The organism is Stecheria intestinalis (assembly GCF_009696165.1).
Classification (GTDB): domain Bacteria; phylum Bacillota_I; class Bacilli_A; order Erysipelotrichales; family Erysipelotrichaceae; genus Bulleidia; species Bulleidia intestinalis.
Genome location: NZ_VUMN01000033.1, coordinates 1 through 21,229, shown reverse-complemented (window position 1 = coordinate 21,229; position 21,229 = coordinate 1). Strand labels below are relative to the sequence as shown.

The following is a 21,229-nucleotide window of genomic DNA, read 5'->3' as shown; positions in this document are numbered from 1 at the left end:
TTACAGAATGAAAGCTCGGATAGGTAGGACCATCTATCCTTGTTTTGTCCTACAAATATTTTGAAAAACTGTGATTTCGATAATGATAGGACAAATCTACCTGTTTCTCTTGAAAATCAGAACAACTAAGCTCGGAAACGGCATTAAATCGTCCTATCTGGAAGCACTTCTTACATTTTTCATTTTCATTGTTGCCCTGAATTTTTGATTTTTCGCTAAAAATGACTATAAATTCTCCGCTGCCCGGGTATGATGAAAGTGCACCGAGAAAAGTGCATACCGGTATGAACTTTCTCTGGAAGCGTGCAGGTCAGTACGACCAGGGGGAGAAAGCAGTTATGAAACAGATCTTCAGAAGAATCAGCGCAGCAGTTTCTGCAGCGGCACTTACATTCGCATTATCAGCAGCCGTACCGGCGTCTGAGGTCAAGGCAGAAGATGCTATGGGTTCCGGCGGCAGACTCTATTTCAGCAATGGCTACAGCGTTGCGCTGAACTGGGCAGACCCTTATGACGCCTATACCGTTCAGGCAGTGACAGATGCATGGGATTCAGCAGTTGAGGAATCATGGGGTGGTTCCACGCTGATTGCTGATCATGCATACCAGGGATTCTCCGTCATCCGTTCGATGGGAGTGGGTTCCACTGTTACCATCGCAGATGGCTGGGGCGGATCAGCAACCTATGTATGCATCAGCTACTACAGCAACGCTTACTGGTCTGACGGGACAACTTATCTCCCGGATGGAAGAGACGCATGGTACGGAGATTCTTCGCTCTGGATGAAGACCTGCAATGCGGACGGCACGAATACCGTTTCCTATTGGGTGCAGGCCTGGTAAAGACTGAACATTCCTCTGATCGAATGGCTTCCGTGATGGACACACGGCAGCCGCACACAAATCATTCTTGAAACGGGGCATACGCGTATGACATTTCAGAGTCTTGAATTCCGGATCATGAAAAATCCGGGGTATGGGGTAAAGGAGCTTCATGCGGAACTGAGAAATGACGGACTGCACTATCAGACCTTCTGGACAGATGGTCTGGATGGCGGCATCGTCGATCATCCGCAGGAATGGGTGAAGGACCTGGAAAAACTGAATATTACCGAATGGAAGCAGCAGTATCTGGGAACGAATTCCATTCATTCCTCCTGGCTCCTGGAATACCAGGATGGAACGCATCATGCCAGAATCTCCGGTAAAGATTCGTGTCCCGAAAGTTTCTCCAGTCTTCTGAATCTGATGAACCGCCTTTCTCCTGATACCAATTTCAGAGAATGTCTCAGCTGAGACATTCTCTTTGTTTTCCTTGACTAACCCAGACCAGTTCCGATAAATTATCAGCATCGTGAGGGAGTAGCTGGCGCATTGCGCAGCAAGTCAACATACTGGTCCGATCCGGACCTGGCTTGCTTTAAACAAGCGAGACTCATGTACCGCCAGTGCGCGTACATGGGCTCCGTCTTCAGTTCAGGAACACAGGTATGACGGCGGTCATGCTTTTTATTTTCTGAGGTGAAGGAATATGAATGGTGAGATGATTGTCAGCAGTATCATGCTGGGCGTCGGACTTGCGATGGATGCGTTCTCGGTATCTCTGGCCAACGGGCTGAATGAAGCCGGCATGAAGCAGAAGCGGATGTGCATGATTGCAGGAACCTTCGCATTCTTCCAGTTTCTGATGCCGATGATCGGCTGGTTCTGCGTCCATTCAATTGCGCAGTACTTCCATGCCTTTGAGGCATATATTCCATGGATTGCCCTGATTCTGCTGTCGTATCTCGGCGGCAAGATGATCATAGAGGGCCTGCGTCCTTCTTCAGATCAGGCGGAAGTCGGAAGCGGGACGCTGTTTATGCAGGGCGTGGCAACGAGCATCGATGCGCTGTCCGTCGGGTTCACCATCGCGGAATACACTGCCTTCCAGGCGTTTGCGAGTTCCCTGATCATTGCGATCGTGACATTTTTCATCTGTATCGGCGGCCTGATTCTCGGCAAGAAGTTCGGGATGAAGCTGGCTGGCAGGGCGTCAATCTTCGGCGGCGTCATCCTGATCTCGATCGGACTTGAGATTTTCATGACACACTGACCATTCTGTCACAAAAATGAGCCTAGATTTCTGACGCGTCGTCTGTTTCTGCCCATGACATGGTATAATCACTCCTAGAAAAAGACTGCAGGAAAGCAGTGAACCATCCGCAGAAAATAAAGAGGAAAGATCATGGCTAAGCAGAAGATCAAGAAGGCAGCTTCTCCGGACACAGAAGCAAACAATTCCGTTTTTCTCACTTCATTCGACCGTTATCTGTTCGGCGCGGGCAGAGATTATGCCATCTATCGCAAGATGGGTACTCATCAGGCTGAAGTCAATGGAAAGAAAGGCATGCACTTTGCAGTGTGGGCGCCGCATGCGGCAGCTGTTTCCGTGGTATCCGACCGCAACCGCTGGACCCCTGGCGAAGATCCGCTGACTCCTCAGGAAAGCTCGGGAATCTTCGAAGGATTTGTCGAGGGCATGGGCTTCGGCGAATTATACAAGTATGCCATTGAGACAAAGACCGGAGACATTCTGTACAAGGCAGATCCGTATGCATTCGCTGCGGAATTGAGGCCTGGCAATGCCAGCCGCACCGTGGATATCGACAGCTATCAGTGGAACGACGCTGCCTGGATGAAAGAAAGGGCAGAGAAGAATACGTTCCGCAATCCGCTGGCCATCTATGAATGCCACCTTGGCAGCTGGAAGAAGAAGGATCCGTCTGATGAGAACGGCTTTCTCTCTTATGAAGAATATGCAGAACAGCTCGTGGAATACTGCGGCTGGATGGGCTATACGCATGTGGAGCTCATGGGAATTGCCGAACATCCGTTCGATGGCTCCTGGGGCTATCAGGTAACCGGATACTATGCGCCGACCAGCCGTTACGGCTCTCCGCTGGGCTTCAAGTATCTGGTCGACTATTTGCACCAGCATGGCATCGGCGTGATTCTGGACTGGGTGCCTGCGCATTTTCCGAAAGATGCGTTCGGCCTCGCGGATTTCGATGGTACGCCGACGTATGAATATGCCGATCCCCGCATGGGCGAGCACCCGGACTGGGGCACGAAGATCTTTGATTATTCGAAGAATGAAGTGAAGAACTTCCTGATCGGCAATGCGCTGTTCTGGTATGACGAATATCATATCGACGGACTGCGCGTGGATGCGGTTGCCTCGATGCTTTATCTCGACTACGGCAGAAAGCAGGGCGAATGGGTTCCGAACCGCTATGGCGGCAACGGTAATCTGGATGCGATTGAGTTCTTCAAGCATCTGAACTCTCTGATCCGCCGCCGCAGCGACGGCACGATCATCATTGCCGAAGAGTCCACTGCCTGGCCGAAGATCACGGCTGCGCCGGAAGAAGACGGCCTTGGTTTCACGTACAAGTGGAACATGGGCTGGATGCATGACTTCCTGGATTACATGAAGCTCGATCCGCTGTTCCGCAAGAATAATCACAACAAGATGACATTCGGCATGAGCTATGCGACGAGCGAGAAATTCATTCTTGTGATCTCGCATGATGAAGTCGTTCATCTGAAGTGCTCGATGATCGAGAAGATGCCTGGTTATCCGGAGGACAAGTTCCGCAATCTGAAGTGCGGATACCTGTTCATGTTCGGCCATGCCGGCAAGAAGCTTCTGTTCATGGGCCAGGATTTTGCTCAGTACCATGAATGGGATGAGAAGACGCAGCTCAGCTGGGAACTGTGCGATGAACCACTCAATCGCGGCGTACTCTTATTCATGAGAGACCTGCTGCACATGTACCGGAAATATCCCGCTATGTATGAACTGGATGATTCGTGGGAAGGCTTCCGCTGGATCAATGCGGATGATGCTGACCGCAGCATCTTCTCGTTTATCCGCCGTGCTTCAGACGGAAAGAATTCTCTGCTGTTCGTGATCAACTTCACTCCGATGGAACGCAGCGACTATATGGTCGGAGCACCGCAGAAGGGCAGATATACTCTGATCTTCGACCAGGATGGAGCAGTGGATTCCAAGTCCGGAAAGAAGACGGCCTATACTGCTTCGGCAGGTGAATGCGATGGTCAGCCATTCCATATCAGCTATCCGCTGCCTGCTTATGGCTGCGCCGTCTTCCGCTTCAATGAGACGAAGCCAGAAGCTGCCGCGAAATCGCCCGCAAAGAAATAGATTCTCCAGGCTCTGTGAATATGCAGAGCCTTTCTATTGGGAAACACAAAGAAAGCACTCTGCAGGAGCACTGGCAGACATGTCGGTATAAATGAATACTCGGCAGAAGAAAAACTGCTTCTTCTGCTGAAGCAGGATGGCTCGCTGATGACAGAGGCATTCACCCTGACACTTGGACTTTAAAAAAACGGCAGGTGGAATGGATGATTGCACAGCTGAAACGCAGAGGATTACTGGTCCGCCATGCGCCAGCAAGAATGGGTTCCGGGAAGCAAAGCAATAGATTTTCTGTTCAGAAGAATCCGAGCATGATAGGAGTTCTGATGTCAGTGCAGCAGATTCCAGACCCTCATGGCTACGACCACATAGACGATGATCAGGATCAGAAGGAAGACCAGCATCCCGCTGGAAGCCAGAAAGGAAGGCTTTGAATGATGGACAGTATGCTTGACGGCAGGACGCTTCTTCAGAGTCTCGTCATAGTAGTATTCCTCTGAATCCGTTTCGCTCCGGAAATCATAGCTGGAACGAGAAGAATGAATCGACCGGTATGAAGAAGAACCCGGACGGTAGTCGAGCGAGTCTCCGTTTTCCGCGCCGACCCGGCAGGTGTTCTTTTTCCGGGAAGACGTGCTGCGTGTCCTGGTTTTTGCAGAAGATGTTTTACGAGTAGCTGCCATGTCTGTTAGTCTAGCACACCCGGACGATCCGTGCAGGAACAATGTCCTGACCGTCAGAAAAAAACGATTGTATGCTAGAATGAAACCAGAAGAGAGGAGGAATCCCCCGATGGGTTCGTTCATCGTATTCCTGGTCATCATCATTCTGATTATTCTGCTGGTTATCTCGCTTCTGGTCATTGTTCCGCAGGGGTTTGCCTATGTCATTGAATTCCTTGGCAAGTATGAGGCAACCTGGGGGCCTGGCCTGCATATCCGCAAACCGATCGTTGAGCGCATTGCAAAGAAAGTCAACGTCAAGGAGCAGGTCGGAGACTTTGCGGCAATTGAAGCAATCACGAAGGACAACGTCATGCTGAAGGTCGATTCCGTGGTCTTCTACAAAGTCCGGGATACCGATGACAATCCGCGCAAGTATGCGTATGGAGTCACGAACCCGGAAACCGCCATTGAGCTTCTTGCCGCAACCACTCTGAGAAATGTGGTCGGCGAGATGACGCTCGATGAAGCTCTGACGAGCCGTGAGCGGATCAACGACTCGATGCGCGAAGTGCTCGACAAGGCAACGGACGACTGGGGTGTCCTGGTCCGCAGAGTCGAAATCAAGAGTCTTACCCCGAATAATGATGTCCGCATCGCCATGGAGAAGCAGGTCACGGCAGAGCGCAACAAGCGGGCCGAGATCCTGGAAGCAGAGGGTCATAAGCAGTCCGATATCCTGAAGGCAGAAGGCCACAAGGAAGCTCTGATCCTCGATGCGGAAGCCGACAAGCAGAAGAAGATCCTCGAAGCAGAAGCAGAGAAACAGGCTCTGATCGACAAAGCGGCTGGCCAGGCAGAAGCGATTCGCCAGGTCAAGCAGGCAGAGGCGGATGGCATCCGGATGCTGAAGGAAGCAGGGGCTGATGAAGCAGTCATCCGGCTGAGAACGCTGAGTGCCTTGGAAAAGGTTGCGGACGGCAAGGCGACGAAGATCTTCCTGCCTTCCGATCTTGCCCAGGCCGGCGCGCTGGCTTCGGCAGTCGGCGAGACGCTGAAGGATGCCGCAAAGGAACCTGCCGTATCTTCAGAGAAGCCTGCTGACATTCATGCAGAGCCGGAATTCCTGAAAAAATGAATTTCTGACACCGGAAACCACTTCCGGTGTTTTCATGAACCGGGTATAATGAAATCACTGAGAAGAACTTAACACCAGTCTGAAAGGAATTGTTTCATGAAAGATTTTTTTGCTTTTGAATCTATCCGTGACAAAGAAGGAAACGTCGTCTGCTACCACATCAGCGTCGTCGGCACGATCGAGGCAGAGGGCGTTCCTCATCTGCGCAGTGACATCGGCACTTCACAGGATCAGAAGATGTCATTCGGCAAGATCACCGTCCATGGCCTGGACCGCAAGATCGGCATCCTGGCCCGGGAAACCGACAGTCAGACGTACTATCATTCCCATGATGAACTCGATACGGTCAATGTCATCAGCTTTGCGGCCAGAGAGAAACATGCCGATGAGGTTGCTGAGCTCAGCGAAGGCGACCGGGTTCTGCTGGAAGGAAGAGCGTATCTGCGTTCCCGGCCGACAAGTGCGCATAAGGAACTGACGATTACGGTCACATCGGTGTTCCTGCTCGGCCATCAGCGGGCTCCGAAACCGCATCGGATGAATTCCGGCCTCGTACCGCAGGCAGACTGAAGCAGGGATGCCTGCTTTTTTACATTTTCCCCAATCTGCCGCATTTTTCCGCATTGCATCGGGAAACGAAAGAAGGTATAACATTCTGGTACGTTGAGGGAGTAACCGACGCTTTGTGAAAGCGGGGCAGGACCGTCAGCACGATTCCTTGAAAAAGGGATCCGGTCCTCCATAGCGGTAAGACTCATGTATGGCAATCTGCTGTGCATGGGGTCAGATCACGGAACACTGAGCCAGGCACAAGCCTGCTTTTTTTATCGGAGGAGAACTTTATGACTGTCTGGATCGCTCTGGCCATGTTTGCGGCCATGTATGTGCTGCTGCTGCGCTTCCCGGATCACCGCTATCTCATAGCCTTATGCACTGCTGCTCTGTTCATGATCACCGGCATGGTGAGCCCTGCAGATGCCATCGCGAATATCGACTGGAATGTCATCATGATGATCGGCGGCACGATGGCAACCGTATCGCTGTTCATCGAAAGCAGGATGCCGGCCAGAATGGCAGAAACCCTGCTGAAGCATACCTCGAATGTCTGCTGGGCAGTCATTGCACTCAGTGCGCTGTCCGGGATCATCTCTGCCTTTGTCGACAATGTCGCAACCGTCCTGATGGTCGCGCCGGTTGGTCTTGCCGTCGCGGAAAAGCTGAAGATCAATCCGGTCCCGGTGATCATCTCCATCTCAGTTTCTTCGAACCTGCAGGGTGCAGCGACGCTGGTCGGCGATACGACTTCGATCCTGCTCGGTCAGTATGCAGGCATGTCCTTCAATGACTTCTTCGTGATGAATGGAAGACCGGGCATCGCCCTGGCAGTCGAAACCGGAGCCATCGCTTCGCTTGTAGTGCTGTACGGACTGTTCCGGAAAGAAAAAGCTCCGGTGAATTCCGAAGTGGTCACGAAAGTCACGGACTATGTGCCATCCTTCCTGATGCTGGCAACGATCGGCGGTCTGATCATCGCTTCGCAGTTTCAGAATAAGCCGGCTCTGACCAACGGCATCATCTGCGTCAGCGTTGCCCTCGTCGGCATCCTCTATGAATGCCTGCATCGTCATTCTTCTGCTCCGCTTGACAAGGTCATGAAGGAGATGGACTACAAGACGCTGCTTCTTCTGGCGGGCCTGTTCATGGTCATTGCCGGCATCACGGAAGCAGGCGTCATCGATCTGATTGCGGACTTCTTCCTGAAGATCGGCGGCAGCTCCAAGCTGGTCATGTATGTGCTCATCGTCGGTGTATCGGTGGTGCTGTCGGCATTCATCGACAACATTCCGTATGTCGCGACGATGCTGCCGGTCGTACGCGGCATTGCCTCCATGATGGGGATGAGCGATCCGTATCTGTTCTATTTCGGTCTCCTGATCGGGGCTACCCTCGGCGGCAACCTGACACCGGTCGGAGCTTCGGCAAACATTGCCGGCATCGGCGTCCTGCAGAAGAAGGGATATCAGGTCTCCACGAAAGACTTCATGCGCATCGGCGTTCCGTTCACGCTGACTGCCGCAATCTGCGGAGCCGCGGTCGTCTGGCTGTTCTGGGCATAATCTGCAATTCATCGCACTCTGCTTTCGGCGGAGTGCTTTTTATATGAAGAAAGCGCCCTGCTGGCACAGGACGCTTCCGCGGATATTATCTTTTTTGTTTGTGGGGGGAAAAGATAATGTGTTTGATTCATGCATTTCAGAATGCGGCTTGTTGTCCGCCTGCCTCAGAGCTCCTTTCTTGGAACACCTATAACTTACTCGATCAATCTGAACACATCCGGGCATTTATGTGAACTTTCCGTGAACAACTGTGAATACGGTTTTCACCATCTCTGAGTGTTTCTTCGAACCAAATCTCCCGGCTGTCCGGAGTCCGGAGCCTTCTGATTCCGTTCTTCGCGCATAATGGAATCCGGAGAATCGGAACATGATGGAAATAAGAACGGCCGTTCCGGGCGATCTCGCAGAGATTCGCATCCTGGAACGAAGATGCGGCATCCGGGATCCATACGGACAGCTTCCGGCAAGGATGTCGGAACACCCGGAGCAGTTTCTGCTGATGCGGGTGGAAGGAAGACTGATCGGCTGTGCCGAAGGGGCACCGGTCATCCCCGGTGGAGACATCTATGGACAATGGCACAGCATCCGCCAGCTCATGATTGATCCGTGCTGGCAGAAACTCGGTGCAGAAGGAGTGCTGATCAAGGAAGTCATCGAACAGGCAAGAAGCCGCCGGTATGAAGGTGTCTATCTGACCTGCAGTCCGGAACGGTGTCCGTTCTATGCCGAATACGGCTTTGTGAGAACAGGAGAAGCAAAGAAAGAGATCCTGATGCGGATCGCCTGGCAATGAAGAAAAAGCGGGATTGCGGTAAACTGTAATCAAGAGGAGAACTCTGTTTATGCTGAAAACCGAATCCCGCCGGGAAATCCGGCAGAAACTTGCCGCATGGCTGCCTGATCAGTCGCTGTTTGTCTCGCACAGCGGAGAGGAGATGGAATCCAGCCGTGATGATGTATTTCCCTTTGAAGTCAATCGGAACTTCTTCTATCTGACCGGCATCGACAGTCCGGATGCCATCTATGTGATGCTGAAACGGAATCAGAACATCCGGGAACTTCTGTTCGTGCATATTCCGACGCCGATGGAACAGAGATGGATGAACCGTCATTTCGATGCCGAAGCCGTGAAGAAAGATACTGGCATCAGCGGGCTGTATCCGCGTGAATCGTTTGATGAGATGCTGAGCCGGCTGATGTTCCGGGGCGATATCGAGTCTCTGTACGTCGATGTATCCCGCTATGATGCGACCAGACCGCTGAATACCGCTCAGCTGATAGCAGGAAAGCTGCTGCAGGAGTATCCGTATCTTTCCATGCATAATGCATTCCCATTCATTGCGAAGCAGAGGACGATCAAGTATCCGGAGGAAATCGAGGATCATCGCAAGGCAGTGGAGATCACGGAACTTGGCGTGAAGAACATGCTTGCCCACATGAAACCGGGCATGAAGGAATATGAAATCGAAGCATACTATGACTTCGTCCTTCGCAGCCATGGCGTGAAGATCCCTGCTTTCACGACGATTGCTGCGGCAGGCGCCAATGCCAATCACATGCATTACATGGACAATGATGCCGTCACGAAAGACGGGGACCTGATCCTGTTCGATCTCGGGGCCCGCTGGAACTATTACTGCGCAGATGTCAGCCGTACCTATCCGGTGAACGGCAGTTTCACAGAGCGTCAGAAGCAGCTGTATCATGCGGTGCTGCTCGGACTGAAAGCTGCGGAAGATGCTTCGAAGCCGGGCGTCGTCAAGGATGATCTGCAGAACCTCTCCCGCCATGTGATGGCCGAAGAACTGATCCGCATCGGCAAGATTACCCGTGAAGAAGAAATCGCAAAGTACTACATGCATGGCAGCGGCCATACGATCGGCCTGGACACACATGATGCCGGCGACTATGATCTGCTGCTGGAAAAAGATATGATGTTCACGCTCGAACCGGGACTCTATTTTGATGATGAAGGCATGGGCATCCGCATTGAGGATACGCTGCTCGTGACAGATACTGGCGTGGAGATTCTCTCAGCAGGCATTCCGAAAGAGATCGATGAGATCGAAGCCTATATGAGGGAACATCATGATTGAAACGAGAAAGGACAGTCAGAAAGTCACCTGCCCGTACTGCTCGGAACAGTATGAAATCACACTTTATACGCAAGTCAATGCGGTAACAGATCCGGAATTGAAAGAACTGGTCATCACCGGAAAGCTGTTTGAGTCAGAATGCCCGCATTGCGGCAGAGTGCAGTATATGACCTATGACTGCATCTATACGGATGATCTGAAGAAAGAACTCGTGCTGCTTGGCAGCACAGACAATTCCAGGGATGATTTCGTTCCGTATCTGCGCAAGGTCATGGCCGCCAGACCTTCCGAATATGATTTTCTGAGAGCGGTATCGGCTCCGGAACAGCTTGCGGAAAAAGTGCTGGAGAAAGAATACGATGCGGATGACCGCATCGTCGAAATCGCCAAGAGTGCCGTTCTTCGCGATCTGGAGAAAGAAGCACCGCATAAGAAAGTGCTCGGCCTGATCTACAACCTGGCTCGCGATGACCATGGCCGGGAAGCCGAAGGCTTCATGATCGTCGATGGCCATCATGTCGCTAGTGACTTCGTTCCGCTGAAGCAGAATGCAATCTCAATGCTGGAAGACCGCTATGGTTCTCTGCTGAACAATCCGGAAACCGAACCGGTCATCGATCAGAACTGGGCGGCAGAATTCCTGGAAGCCAACCGCCAGGCGCCGCTTCCGGAAGAACCGGTGATCGATTTATCCTGAAGGAGAAGAAGATGAAAACAGAAATCATTCAGTATGCCTGTCATCAATGCGGAAAGATCCATGAGATGCCAGCCATCCGCATCGCCGATGAGACGATGAAGAATGAAGTGCTCCACACAGAGATCTTCCAGACCAGATGTCCTTCCTGCAATGCAGAGAATGCGATCTATTATCCGATGGCTTATATCAGCCGCACGGATCGCTATCTGATTCAGCTCGTCAATCCTTCCGAAGAGAGCGCAGATCCGGTGTCTGAATTCCTGGAGGAGTTCGATCCGGAGGAGAAAGAAGAGCTTCTGAAGAACTATGAAATCCGCACGGTGATCAATTCCAATCAGCTTGCGGAGAAGATCATGATCTTCGATCAGCAGCGCGATGATCATGTCATTGAACTATGCAAGGTGATCCTGAAAGGGAGCCTCATGAACCAGTATCCCGGCCTGAAGGTCAAGAATCTTTACTATTCTTTCCTGGCCGGACAGAAAGAAGCACAGCTCTCCATTGAGACTGACGACGGGTTCGGCCAGGCATTGCAGCTGCCGGAAGAACTCTATGAAGGCATCCTCTCCGATGCGATTCCGAAGCTTCCCGAAAAGCTGCGCCATACGAGAGAAGTCGATGAAGACTGGGCATTTGCGGCAATGGGCTATGACCCTTACGCAAAGCCTTCTCAATCTTAAGCAATCATTAAGAGGCTCTTTCCGGTTTCCCTGCTAGAATCAGAGATAGAAGAGGGGAGGAATCCTCATGAAGAAAACAATCATAGCCAGCGTGATGCTGGTGCTCAGCCTGACCATGGCAGGATGTTCTGGAAAGAAGAGCGATCCGGCGGTTTCCGTGCCGCCATCTGAAAAACCGACGGCTGCCCCGGTTCAGACTTCAACCCCGGAACCGACTCCATCTCCATCTGCGTCCGCGACGCCAGAGCCGACAGCCTCTGCATCTCCCGCGCCGACCGCTTCTGTAGCATCCGCTTCCTATGAAGCTTCCTCCATCGGAACCTTTAAAGTCACGGTAAGCGGTCTGAACATCCGCTCTGGTCCGTCCGTCTCTGAAAAATCACTCGGCAAGGCATCGGAGGGGAAAACCTATTCCATCTATGCGGTGAAAGAAGCAGGCGGCTATACGTGGTATCAGATCGGAACCGGGCAGTGGATTGCCGACCAGGGCAGCTGGGGTGTCTATCAGCCTTCTTCGATCCGCACGCTCGAAGACCTGACCGGCAGCACTTCGAAGCAGGTTTCCGGAGCAGGCGGATATGTGACCATCGGCTCTTCTGCAATTCATATCCGCAGTGCTCATTCTGTCTCTGCAGGTATCATCGGAAAGGCTTCTCCTGGTCAGAACTATCCGGTCTATGAAGTCTATCATGGCGATTCTTCCTATGACTGGATCCGCATCGCGGATGGCCAGTGGATTGCCACGGATAAAGCGTGGACATGGGTGAAATCGACCGAATACAGCAAGTCTTCTTCATCAGCTTCGCCCGGAACGATCACAGTTCATGAGCGCATCCGGATCCGCTCTGATCATTCTGCTTCTGCGTCCGTTCTCGGAAAGACTGCATCCGGGGAAACATATCCGGTCTATGAGGTGTATCACGATGATCCCTCTTATGACTGGATCCGGATCGGCGAAGGAAAATGGATCGCCACCGATAAAGCATGGACCTGGGTCAGCGAAAATCGCTGATCCTTTTTCGCTTCTCTGCTACAATTGACCCATGACCAGTGAAAAGATATTTTCCTTTACCTGCCCGAAATGCCGGCATACGGAAACGATCCCGGAATACTCTGCGATCAATCCAGAAGAATCTCCGGAACTGAAAGAACGGATTCTGGATGGCAGTCTCTTCTCGTTCACGTGCAGCCATTGCGGCTTCTCGGCATTGATCCGCTATGAATGCGTCTATGCAGACCCGAAGCATAAGCTTCTCATCCATCTGCCGGAAGATCCGGATCATCCCGATCTTTCGAGAGAACAGGAATATCCGGGCTATCTGATCCGCCGGGTCAGCGATCCCAATGAGATGATGGAGAAGATCCTGATTGCTGAAGAAGGCCTCGATGACCGGGCGGTGGAACTGGAAAAACATCTGATGGAAGAAGCTATTCTGAACGAACAGCCTGATCTGAAGATCCAGACCATGTACTTCATGCCGGCCGAAGGCGGATATCACTTTGCAGTGCTTACGGAAGAAGGCTTTTCCGGTTCCGTTCCGATGGACCGCAATACGTATCAGAGAATCGAAAAGGAAGTGCTGCCGGAGCTTTCGGCAGAGATGAAAGCATCTGTGATCGTCAATGCGGCATGGGCCGCATTTGCCTCAGCATCACTGGAAGAGACAGGAGAATGAACATGTACCGGGTAATCACGATTTATGAACTGAGCGAAGGAACTGATCTTTCCGATGCACTGGAATGCATCGAGCGGCAGATCTCTGAATGCATGTCAGTCCCTCACTGCGAGATCGGCGCCGATCCGGATAAAAACCGCGTTTCGCTGATTGCGGACTATGAAACCGCTGCAGATGCCATGAGCTGGGAAAGCAGCAGGCAGAAACGCAATATCTCGTTTGAACTGAACGAACCGGAAGAAACCTCGATCCGCTATTACCGCGAAGGCTGAGCAGCAGCCTCAATGCACAGCAGATCAGGATGAGCATCTCCCTGACCGCAGAGCACCTGCGAGATGAAGAAGTCCGGACCGATATCCCATCCGTCCTTTCTGCATCCTTCTTTCAGCTCTTCTGCTTCTTTTCTGCTGAAGAGCTCAGAAGCGGAATGGCGGACGAGCTTGCGCAGATAGATCCCCGGAGCCAGCGCAATGCCGGCTTTTTCATTCTTCCGGGGTGAGCGCCAGCAGATGATTCCAAGATCCTGGAAGAACGTTTCTCCAAGATGAAGCCGGACTACCGGCAGACCGGCAGAAGAACTGTTTCCCGTTCCCGGCAGATAGCACGAAGCAGGGCGTTCGGAGATCTCCTGCATGTTTTCTTGTTTCAGAAGTGGAAACAGGGCCTGCAGCCGCTTTGCATTCTCCAGCCGTTCGGCAGCCCATTCTGCTTCTTCCTGCAGCTGTGCGATACCCTGGCTCAGTTCTGTTTCTGCCTGCAGAAGATCCTGCTCGCGGAACATCTTCGCAATCGTATCGAGATCCACGCCCATGCTGTTGTACTGACGGGCGAGAATGATCTGATGAATCTCGTGCATCCCGTATTCCCGATAGTGATTGCCTGGATTCCGGGCCGGGGAAAGGATGCCTTTCTTCTCGTAGAACCGGATCATATCTCGAGAAACCCCGGTTGCTCTGCTTGCTTCAAGAATATTCATCGTACCCCCCTTGACCTTGGAACAGTTCCAACGTTTAAAGTATAAACGTGAATCAGCTCACAAGGGAGGAAAAGATGAGAAAATCTCTGATCACTTTGCTTTNGGCCTTAATGGCAGTATCCCTGGCCGGATGCAGTTCTTCATCCGCAGCAGCATCTGCTTCTGCCAGCGCTTCGGCCCTCTATACGGCCGGAACCTACACGGCCAGTGCCAGCGGCCACAGCAGCGACGTCACCGTCACTGCAGAATTCAGCTCCGATGCCATCAAATCTGTCACGATTGACGCATCCGGAGAAACCGAGTCCATCGGCGGTGCCGCCGTCGAGGACCTGCAGAACGAAATCATGTCTGCACAGTCTGCTGACATCGATGCGGTTTCCGGTGCTACCGAGACTTCCAATGCCGTCAAGACCGCTATGGCAGACGTCATTGCCCAGGCCAAGGGAGAAGATACCAGTACTGCCGCAAAGACCAGCCTGAAAGATGGCACCTATACGGAAACGGTCGCCAGCTTCGGCGTCACCGGCATGATGACTGGCGATGTCACGATCCAGGATCAGAAGATCACGGACATCAAGATCACCAAGGAAACCGACTCTGCAACCGGGCAGTGGTTCTCGGTTGCTGAGAGCCTGCTGATCCCGCGCATCATCGATGCACAGTCTCTCGATGTCGACTCCATCACCGGTGCTACGACTTCATCCGGTGCAATCAAGAACATCGTCGCTGCTGCCATCAATGATGCCGGCGGCAATGATACCGAATGGCGCACTTCCGTCGAGAAGAAGACCGATACGGTCGTCAAGGACGGCTATGACGTCATCGTCGTCGGCCTCGGCGGATCCGGCCTCATGGCTTATGCAGCAGCAGCCAAGGCAGGCGCTTCAGTCTTCGGCATCGAAGCAGCCGGCGAGATCGGCGGAAACTCCGCTTCCGTCTACGGCCCGATGGCACTCAATTCCAAGAACCTTGCTGAGAAGTACAACAATGGCGAAGACTACATCGATGAAGACGATGTATACAAGACCTGGCTCGAATATGTAGGAACTGATGAGAAGGCAGACGTCATCAAGGAAGCAGTCTACCAGAGCGGTTCCGCACTGGACTATTACATGGATAATTTCGACTACAGCTTCGATGGCTTGAATGGCCTGCTTGGCAGCTTCGTGCGGACCGACTGGGACAAGGAATGGACCGTCTACACTGCTGACGAGAACAATACGAAGTGGTATGCATTCGGACCGGATCATACATATCAGTTCCGCAATGCCCTTGAGAAGGCAAAGGCCATGAACGAGAAGAACGACTACATGACCGAGCTTACTGCCTCAGAGCTCATCACGGATGACAATGGAAACGTCACCGGTGTCCGTGCTCAGTATTACGATGGAACCACCTATGAGATCTATGGCAAAACCGTAATCCTCGCTACCGGCGGCTTCCTCGGAAATGATGACATGATGAAGGAAGTATACGGCAGCACCGTTCATACGATCGGCGATACCGTGAACAAGGGAACCGGCATCCAGATGGGTCAGAGCGTTGGCGGCACAACGTATGCACTCGGCACTCTGCCGATGATCCACGTCTCCCAGGTTCCGAACATCATCCGCGATGATACGCTGACCGCAGATCAGAAGGCAATTCTCTCCGCGATCGCTACTACTTCCGATGCCAAGGAGATCGATGAGACCGGCGCAATTCTCGGCACAACGGATGAGTCCGGCACCACGAATAGCGACCTGACCGTCGGCATCGCCTATGCACCGGGTTTCCATTACTACAATGCCTATACGGAAGAAGATCTTGAGAAGATGAAGACCGAAGGCCTCTCGGAAACGACTGCAGCAGTATCGATCTTCGGCCTGAATCAGGGCGGCACCGTTCCGGCAGCAGGAACTCCGATTGAAGACCTCGACACGATCGTCGATGCGGCAATCGCAACGAATAATGCATGGTCCGGCACTCCGGCAGAACTTGCCGAAAAGCTCGGCATGGATGCTGACAAGCTCACCGCATCACTCGGCGATGCAGACCAGACATATTATCTGTTCGAATGCGCAGGCTATTCTTATGGCACGGTCGGCGGTCTCGATGTCGATGTGAACATGAATGTCCTGAAGGAAGACGGCACTCCGATCACGAATCTGTTCGCAGTCGGTCAGGACAGCGAAGGCGTCTGCAACAAAGAGGGTGAAGCTTATTCTCCTTGGGGCGGACAGGCTCAGTCCTGGACATTCGTCTCCGGCAAGATCGCCGGCGAAGCTGCTGCTTCTCTGGCGGCTGGTTCCGCTAACTGAATCATTTCCTGAAAGAGGCGCGCTGCCCTCATGCATGCATGAGACTGCAGCAGCCTCTTTTTTCATATGAAAAGGGACTGCACTGCGAATGCCGTCCCTTCCGTTCTTATAGAAAACGGCCGGGAAAACCCATGAGCTTCAGCCATGGGGAGAAAGGCCGCTGTACCCGTATCATATAAGCAGAAAGGAGGTGACGTCATGTATCTGACGCAGACAAACTACATTCGGCATCTGCCGAAGGACCAGTACGAAGCGATCCTTGAGATGTGCTCGTATGCGAACAATCTGTACAACGTTGGGCTGTATCAGATCCGCCAGCATTTTTTTGCAGCGAACAAGTATCTGCGGTATGAAGAAAACTACCATCTTTGCAAAGACAACGAGAATTACAAGCTGCTGCAGGCTGGTATTTCTCAGCAGATATTACGGACGTGCGATCATGCCTTCAGGTCTTTCTTTGCGCTGCTGAGCAAAAAGAAGTCCGGCAGCTACGATAAGAACGCGCGTATTCCGCACTATCGCACGAAAGGCGGAAAGTATCTGCTGGTGCTGTCAGCGAACGCAATCAGCATCAGAAACGGTAATCTGATCGTTCCGATGAGTCGTACGTTTTCAAAGCAGCATCCGGATCTGGATTCCATTCGCATTCCGGTACCTGACCGAATTTCAGGAAAGCACATCGCTGAAGCCCGCATCGTGCCTGTTCTGAATGGCAAGGCACTGAAGATTCAATACTGCTATGAACAGGAAGAAGAGCCACAGAATCTGAATGCGGACAATGTATTAGCCATTGATGTCGGTCTCGATAATCTTGCGTCGTGTGTAACAACCACAGGGACGTCCTTCATCGTTGACGGACGCAAGCTCAAATCAATCAACCAGTGGTACAACAAGCAGCTTGCACACTACGCATCGATCAAAGACCATCAGAACGTAAAAGGCTTTACAGTCCGTATGAGCCTCATCACAGACAAGCGTAACCGGCGAGTGACGGACTACATGCACAAGGCTGCACGCCATATCGTTGATTACTGCATTGCCAATGATATCGGCACGCTCATTGTCGGACACAACGCTGATCAGAAACGGGCTGTCAACATGGGGAAAGCGAACAATCAGAAGTTTGTTCAGATCCCGTTTGACCAGCTTCGCACGTACTTAAAAACGCTGTGCGAACGATACGGCATTGCGTACATCGAAACGGAAGAATCCTACACGTCAAAGGCATCGTTCTTAGACGGTGACGAGATTCCCGTGTACGATGCAAAGCATCCGTATACCAGTTCATTTTCCGGCAAACGCATCAAACGCGGACTGTACCGTACCAAAGAAAACACGCTCGTCAATGCGGACATCAACGGAGCGTGCAACATTGCAAAGAAAGGCAAGCAGAACCTCAGCTTTGAGGGACTGTGTAGCGGGCTGTTGGCAAGCCCTTTGAGAATAAGGATTGCGTAAGCAATCAGACTTCTCAAGAATCCCACGTGCTTTAGCCGTGGGAGTGTCAATCGTAGCTCTTGCGCTTCATTGCCTGCATTTTGCGGTATTTCAGCGGACTCATTCCGGTCATGCCGGCAAAGCGGGTGCTGAAGGCACTTACATCCCGGAACCCGAGTTCCGAAGCGATCTGCGCAATCGGTTCGTCCGTCATTTCCAGAAGTTCCTTCGCTTTGCTGATGCGGCAGCTGAGCAGGTAATTATACGGAGTCGTTCCGTTGACATAGCGGAACATCTTCACGAAATACGACTGTGACATGCGTGAGAGCTTCAGCAGGTCGTCCATATCCAGATTCTCCGTGTAATGTGTGCGGATATAGGCAGCCGTCGCTTCCATCTGCTCCCGGTTGTTTTCGCCGAGCTGATGGATCTGGTTCACGGCCATCGCGGTCAGAATCTGATCGGCCGCCAGACTTGCTTTCAGAATGGTCTCGGTAGACCGATTCTCCATGCTGTCAACGATACTGCTGAAGGATTCCTCCCAGAGTGATTCAGAAAGATCGCAGACCGCAGCTTTCGAATTATTCTGAAGGATCGGTGCTAATCCCTTCATGCCGCTGCCGGTGATCATGATCCACTGCACATGCCAGGGATGCTCGAAGGAAGAGATCGTGATCGGCTGGCTCATGTCCATCATGACAGCCTGGTTCTTCTTCAGCAGGAATTCCAGAGAATCCTGCCGGACTCTTCCGATTCCGTTCAGCGAATAAAGCACGACCCGGCAGCTGCGCCGGAAAGACTGCAGTACGAAGCCTTCGCCAGCGTGGAAATCTGCGGCCTTGAAAACGGAAAAAGGAAGAGCCTGTGAGAACTCTTCCGGAGTGCATCGCAGGATGCGGCTGCCTTCCGCAAGACCATTTCTTGATTCAGCCATGAATTAATCCCCCTAGGTTTCAGAAACCTCACAATTATTTTAAGCGAAAACTGACCGTGAGTACTGCAAAATTGCACCATTTCTGAAGAACGTGCTGAAAACGCGTTGTTCATCTGCTTTCAGCTGTTCTAAAATGAAAAAAGATCTGAAGAAATCTATGATCTCCGGGAGGAAAGAAGACGGATGAACTTTCGTATTTCTATAAGGATTCTGCTTGCGGCGATGCTGGCGCTCTATGGCTGCAGCGCTCCGGCTGCTTCCGGGAACTCCTCGCCATCTTCCTTACCTTCCGAAGAAGCCTCCGCTTCCCGGGAAGACGAACTCCTTTCCTCCATGAGCTTACGGGAAAAACTGGAGCAGATGATTATCATTGATGTCCGTACCTGGAACGGTTCTGATTTCACGGAGATGAATGAGGAAGCCGCCCAGCTGTTTCAGGACTATCACTTCGGCGGCGTGATTCTGTTCTCTGAGAATTACAGCGATGCAGCGGGAACCGCCGGACTGATTCTATCGATGCAGCAGCTCAATCAGGCATCCGGGGGCTATGGCATGTTCATCGGCATCGATCAGGAAGGGGGCGTCGTCTGCCGCCTGAAAGACGGAACTTCCATGCCAGGTAATATGGCACTGGCTGCCTCCGGAAATCCGGACCATGCAGAACAGGCTGCAGAGGTGATCGGCAAAGAGCTGAGTGTCTTAGGCATCAATACCGACTTCGCACCGGATGCTGATGTCAATTCCAATCCGGCCAATCCGGTCATTGGCGTTCGTTCCTTCAGCGAGGATCCGGAAACCGCCGGGACTTATGCGCTTGCTTATCAGAAAGGCTTGAATCAGAACAATATCATTGCCTGCTGGAAACATTTCCCTGGCCATGGCGATACGTCGGAGGACTCCCATACCAGTCTTCCTTCCGTTGATAATTCCCTTGCCGAACTGGAAAAGACAGAACTCGTTCCGTTCCGGATGGGCATTGACTCCGGAATAGAGATGGTGATGAGTGCGCATATCCAGTTTCCGGAAGAAGAAAGAGAAACTGCCATCAGCCAGAAAGACGGCAGGGAAATCGTTCTTCCTGCATCGCTTTCGCATGCCATTCTGACAGATTATCTGAGAGGAACGATGGGCTATGAAGGCGTCATCACGACCGACAGCCTGCAGATGGACGCGATCGCACAGAACTTCACGAAAGATGATGCCGCAAGACTTGCCATCCAGGCAGGGGCGGATATTCTGCTGATGCCGATCGCCATGAGCGGGAAGGATTCCATCGATCAGATGAATCAGTATCTGGACTCGCTGGAAGCGATGGTGAAGGATGGAACCATTTCCGAAGAGCAGATTGATGAATCGGTGCTCCGCATTCTGAAGCTGAAGCAGTCCCGCGGCATCCTGGAACAGGATTACAGCACGATTGATGCAGACCAGCAGAAAGAACGCGCTGCGGAAATCGTCGGCAGCGAAGATCATCATGAAACGGAACGGAAGCTTGCGGATGACGCAGTGACAGTCCTGGCCGGCAGAGATTCTCTTCCGTTTGATCCGGCTGGAAAAAGAGTCGTCTTTGCCGGTGCTCAGCAGAGCGAAACCAATGCTCTGGAATACGGGTGGTACCGCCTGAAACAGGAAGGACATGCAGAAGGAGAAGCCGTATTCCTGAATTATGACTTCGGAAGAAATCTCAACGCCCTGAAGCAGGCGGTCTCAGATGCAGACCTCGTGGTGATCACAAGCTGGTATGACAACCTCACGCAGCTGGATCCGGAAGAATCTTCGATGATTCCTTCAGTACAGGAAATCACGGAGCTTGCAAAGGAGAAAGGAATTCCATGTGCAGTCATCTCAGCCGGGGTTCCGTACGACTGTTCCAGCTATCCGGATGCGTCGATTCTCGCTGCGGTCTATAACCCGACCGGAGTGTCTTCACTGAACGAAGATCATCAGCCGGAAGGAACTTACGGGCCGAATATTCCGGCTGCTCTGGATGTCTTATTCGGAGAAGCAGAAGGGACTGGTACACTTCCGGTAACCATCCCGGAACGGGATGGAAAGCAGTTCACGGATACCCCAGCATATGAGCGAGGAGCAGGACAGACCGAGTGAAAATTTTCACGGAAAACATTCTGCAAAGCTGCTTGCAATTCCTCCGGAGGTCTGATACTATAGGTAGGCACTGAATTCTCAAGTTTTATAGCAAAAGTGGACAGAATGCGATTGTTATGCGGTTCTGTCCACTTTGTCTGTTTTCCCAGTTAAGGTTTATCTGAGGGATTTCAGAAATAATTATCGATTTTCTGGGGATTGGTG

20 protein-coding genes are annotated in these 21,229 nt (G+C 52.1%); 17 read left to right on the top strand and 3 right to left on the bottom strand.

Annotated features, from left to right (window positions below):
- Positions 1–338: 338 nt before the first annotated feature.
- From FYJ51_RS11400 to glgB, 4 genes are all read left to right on the top strand, one after another.
- Complete coding sequence (locus FYJ51_RS11400; protein ID WP_154505738.1) at positions 339–842, top strand: hypothetical protein; 504 nt, start codon at positions 339–341, stop codon at positions 840–842.
- Between the two features lie 87 nt (positions 843–929).
- Complete coding sequence (locus tag FYJ51_RS11395; protein WP_154505737.1) at positions 930–1,295, top strand: hypothetical protein; 366 nt, start codon at positions 930–932, stop codon at positions 1,293–1,295.
- Positions 1,296–1,530: 235 nt separating this feature from the next.
- Positions 1,531–2,094 (top strand): manganese efflux pump MntP, encoded by a 564-nt coding sequence (locus tag FYJ51_RS11390; RefSeq protein WP_105304140.1) that lies wholly within the window; start codon positions 1,531–1,533, stop codon positions 2,092–2,094.
- Positions 2,095–2,226: 132 nt separating this feature from the next.
- Positions 2,227–4,209, top strand: a complete 1,983-nt coding sequence (glgB, locus tag FYJ51_RS11385; protein WP_154505736.1) for a 1,4-alpha-glucan branching protein GlgB — start codon at positions 2,227–2,229, stop codon at positions 4,207–4,209.
- Positions 4,210–4,535: 326 nt separating this feature from the next.
- Here glgB and FYJ51_RS11380 read toward each other — a convergent pair whose 3' ends face one another.
- On the bottom strand, positions 4,536–4,889 hold the full coding sequence (locus FYJ51_RS11380; RefSeq protein WP_154505734.1) for a hypothetical protein: 354 nt from the start codon (positions 4,887–4,889) through the stop codon (positions 4,536–4,538).
- Positions 4,890–4,998: 109 nt separating this feature from the next.
- Between FYJ51_RS11380 and FYJ51_RS11375 the strand changes: the two genes are divergently transcribed.
- From FYJ51_RS11375 to FYJ51_RS11330, 10 genes are all read left to right on the top strand, one after another.
- The gene (locus FYJ51_RS11375; protein WP_154505732.1) at positions 4,999–6,006 is read left to right on the top strand and encodes an SPFH domain-containing protein; all 1,008 of its coding nucleotides are present in this window, start codon (positions 4,999–5,001) and stop codon (positions 6,004–6,006) included.
- Positions 6,007–6,102: 96 nt separating this feature from the next.
- The gene (locus FYJ51_RS11370; RefSeq protein ID WP_154505730.1) at positions 6,103–6,576 is read left to right on the top strand and encodes a hypothetical protein; all 474 of its coding nucleotides are present in this window, start codon (positions 6,103–6,105) and stop codon (positions 6,574–6,576) included.
- A 272-nt stretch (positions 6,577–6,848) separates the two neighbouring features.
- Positions 6,849–8,123, top strand: coding sequence for an ArsB/NhaD family transporter (locus FYJ51_RS11365; RefSeq protein ID WP_154505728.1), 1,275 nt, complete (start codon positions 6,849–6,851; stop codon positions 8,121–8,123).
- A gap of 367 nt (positions 8,124–8,490) precedes the next feature.
- The gene (locus FYJ51_RS11360; RefSeq protein WP_105304132.1) at positions 8,491–8,916 is read left to right on the top strand and encodes a GNAT family N-acetyltransferase; all 426 of its coding nucleotides are present in this window, start codon (positions 8,491–8,493) and stop codon (positions 8,914–8,916) included.
- Positions 8,917–8,965: 49 nt separating this feature from the next.
- Positions 8,966–10,219 (top strand): aminopeptidase P family protein, encoded by a 1,254-nt coding sequence (locus FYJ51_RS11355; protein WP_154505726.1) that lies wholly within the window; start codon positions 8,966–8,968, stop codon positions 10,217–10,219.
- Positions 10,212–10,916 carry a CpXC domain-containing protein gene (locus tag FYJ51_RS11350; RefSeq protein ID WP_154505724.1) on the top strand — a complete coding sequence of 235 codons (705 nt, stop codon included), beginning with the start codon at positions 10,212–10,214 and terminating at the stop codon, positions 10,914–10,916. The genes FYJ51_RS11355 and FYJ51_RS11350 overlap by 8 nt, the downstream gene beginning before the upstream one ends.
- Positions 10,917–10,927: 11 nt before the next feature.
- Positions 10,928–11,596: a CpXC domain-containing protein gene (locus FYJ51_RS11345; protein ID WP_154505722.1), complete on the top strand. Its 669-nt coding sequence runs from the start codon at positions 10,928–10,930 to the stop codon at positions 11,594–11,596.
- 67 nt (positions 11,597–11,663) lie between these two features.
- Positions 11,664–12,608, top strand: coding sequence for a hypothetical protein (locus FYJ51_RS11340; RefSeq protein ID WP_154505720.1), 945 nt, complete (start codon positions 11,664–11,666; stop codon positions 12,606–12,608).
- 31 nt (positions 12,609–12,639) lie between these two features.
- A complete protein-coding gene (locus tag FYJ51_RS11335) occupies positions 12,640–13,272 on the top strand; it encodes a CpXC domain-containing protein (protein WP_154505718.1) in 633 nt (210 codons plus the stop codon).
- Positions 13,273–13,274: 2 nt separating this feature from the next.
- Entirely contained in the window at positions 13,275–13,544 is a 270-nt protein-coding gene (locus tag FYJ51_RS11330; protein ID WP_105304126.1) for a hypothetical protein, read from the top strand.
- Here the strand turns inward: FYJ51_RS11330 and FYJ51_RS11325 are convergent.
- Complete coding sequence (locus FYJ51_RS11325) at positions 13,529–14,248, bottom strand: MerR family transcriptional regulator (RefSeq protein ID WP_154505716.1); 720 nt, start codon at positions 14,246–14,248, stop codon at positions 13,529–13,531. The two genes, FYJ51_RS11330 and FYJ51_RS11325, sit on opposite strands and share 16 nt — an antisense overlap.
- Positions 14,249–14,322: 74 nt before the next feature.
- Between FYJ51_RS11325 and FYJ51_RS11320 the strand changes: the two genes are divergently transcribed.
- Positions 14,323–16,548, top strand: a complete 2,226-nt coding sequence (locus tag FYJ51_RS11320) for an FAD-binding protein (RefSeq protein WP_154505714.1) — start codon at positions 14,323–14,325, stop codon at positions 16,546–16,548.
- Between the two features lie 198 nt (positions 16,549–16,746).
- Entirely contained in the window at positions 16,747–18,006 is a 1,260-nt protein-coding gene (locus FYJ51_RS11315) for an RNA-guided endonuclease InsQ/TnpB family protein (protein WP_154505712.1), read from the top strand.
- Positions 18,007–18,052: 46 nt separating this feature from the next.
- On the opposite strand, the gene FYJ51_RS11310 is transcribed toward FYJ51_RS11315, so the two are convergent.
- Positions 18,053–18,919, bottom strand: a complete 867-nt coding sequence (locus FYJ51_RS11310; protein WP_105304123.1) for a helix-turn-helix transcriptional regulator — start codon at positions 18,917–18,919, stop codon at positions 18,053–18,055.
- 183 nt (positions 18,920–19,102) lie between these two features.
- On the opposite strand from FYJ51_RS11310, the gene FYJ51_RS11305 reads away from it, so the two are divergent.
- The gene (locus FYJ51_RS11305) at positions 19,103–21,025 is read left to right on the top strand and encodes a glycoside hydrolase family 3 protein (RefSeq protein WP_154505710.1); all 1,923 of its coding nucleotides are present in this window, start codon (positions 19,103–19,105) and stop codon (positions 21,023–21,025) included.
- Positions 21,026–21,229 lie beyond the last annotated feature (204 nt).

Bases quoted from the DNA above. Each gene is read 5' to 3' on its own strand.
- FYJ51_RS11365 (WP_154505728.1), top strand. From the start codon at position 6,849: ATGACTGTCTGGATCGCTCTGGCCATGTTTGCGGCCATGTATGTGCTG.
- FYJ51_RS11315 (WP_154505712.1), top strand. From the start codon at position 16,747: ATGTATCTGACGCAGACAAACTACATTCGGCATCTGCCGAAGGACCAG.
- FYJ51_RS11390 (WP_105304140.1), top strand. From the start codon at position 1,531: ATGAATGGTGAGATGATTGTCAGCAGTATCATGCTGGGCGTCGGACTT.
- FYJ51_RS11305 (WP_154505710.1), top strand. From the start codon at position 19,103: ATGAACTTTCGTATTTCTATAAGGATTCTGCTTGCGGCGATGCTGGCG.
- FYJ51_RS11345 (WP_154505722.1), top strand. From the start codon at position 10,928: ATGAAAACAGAAATCATTCAGTATGCCTGTCATCAATGCGGAAAGATC.
- FYJ51_RS11360 (WP_105304132.1), top strand. From the start codon at position 8,491: ATGATGGAAATAAGAACGGCCGTTCCGGGCGATCTCGCAGAGATTCGC.
- FYJ51_RS11335 (WP_154505718.1), top strand. From the start codon at position 12,640: ATGACCAGTGAAAAGATATTTTCCTTTACCTGCCCGAAATGCCGGCAT.
- FYJ51_RS11370 (WP_154505730.1), top strand. From the start codon at position 6,103: ATGAAAGATTTTTTTGCTTTTGAATCTATCCGTGACAAAGAAGGAAAC.
- FYJ51_RS11395 (WP_154505737.1), top strand. From the start codon at position 930: ATGACATTTCAGAGTCTTGAATTCCGGATCATGAAAAATCCGGGGTAT.
- glgB (WP_154505736.1), top strand. From the start codon at position 2,227: ATGGCTAAGCAGAAGATCAAGAAGGCAGCTTCTCCGGACACAGAAGCA.
- FYJ51_RS11325 (WP_154505716.1), bottom strand. From the start codon at position 14,248: ATGAATATTCTTGAAGCAAGCAGAGCAACCGGGGTTTCTCGAGATATG.
- FYJ51_RS11340 (WP_154505720.1), top strand. From the start codon at position 11,664: ATGAAGAAAACAATCATAGCCAGCGTGATGCTGGTGCTCAGCCTGACC.
- FYJ51_RS11400 (WP_154505738.1), top strand. From the start codon at position 339: ATGAAACAGATCTTCAGAAGAATCAGCGCAGCAGTTTCTGCAGCGGCA.
- FYJ51_RS11350 (WP_154505724.1), top strand. From the start codon at position 10,212: ATGATTGAAACGAGAAAGGACAGTCAGAAAGTCACCTGCCCGTACTGC.
- FYJ51_RS11355 (WP_154505726.1), top strand. From the start codon at position 8,966: ATGCTGAAAACCGAATCCCGCCGGGAAATCCGGCAGAAACTTGCCGCA.
- FYJ51_RS11375 (WP_154505732.1), top strand. From the start codon at position 4,999: ATGGGTTCGTTCATCGTATTCCTGGTCATCATCATTCTGATTATTCTG.
- FYJ51_RS11330 (WP_105304126.1), top strand. From the start codon at position 13,275: ATGTACCGGGTAATCACGATTTATGAACTGAGCGAAGGAACTGATCTT.
- FYJ51_RS11310 (WP_105304123.1), bottom strand. From the start codon at position 18,919: ATGGCTGAATCAAGAAATGGTCTTGCGGAAGGCAGCCGCATCCTGCGA.
- FYJ51_RS11380 (WP_154505734.1), bottom strand. From the start codon at position 4,889: ATGGCAGCTACTCGTAAAACATCTTCTGCAAAAACCAGGACACGCAGC.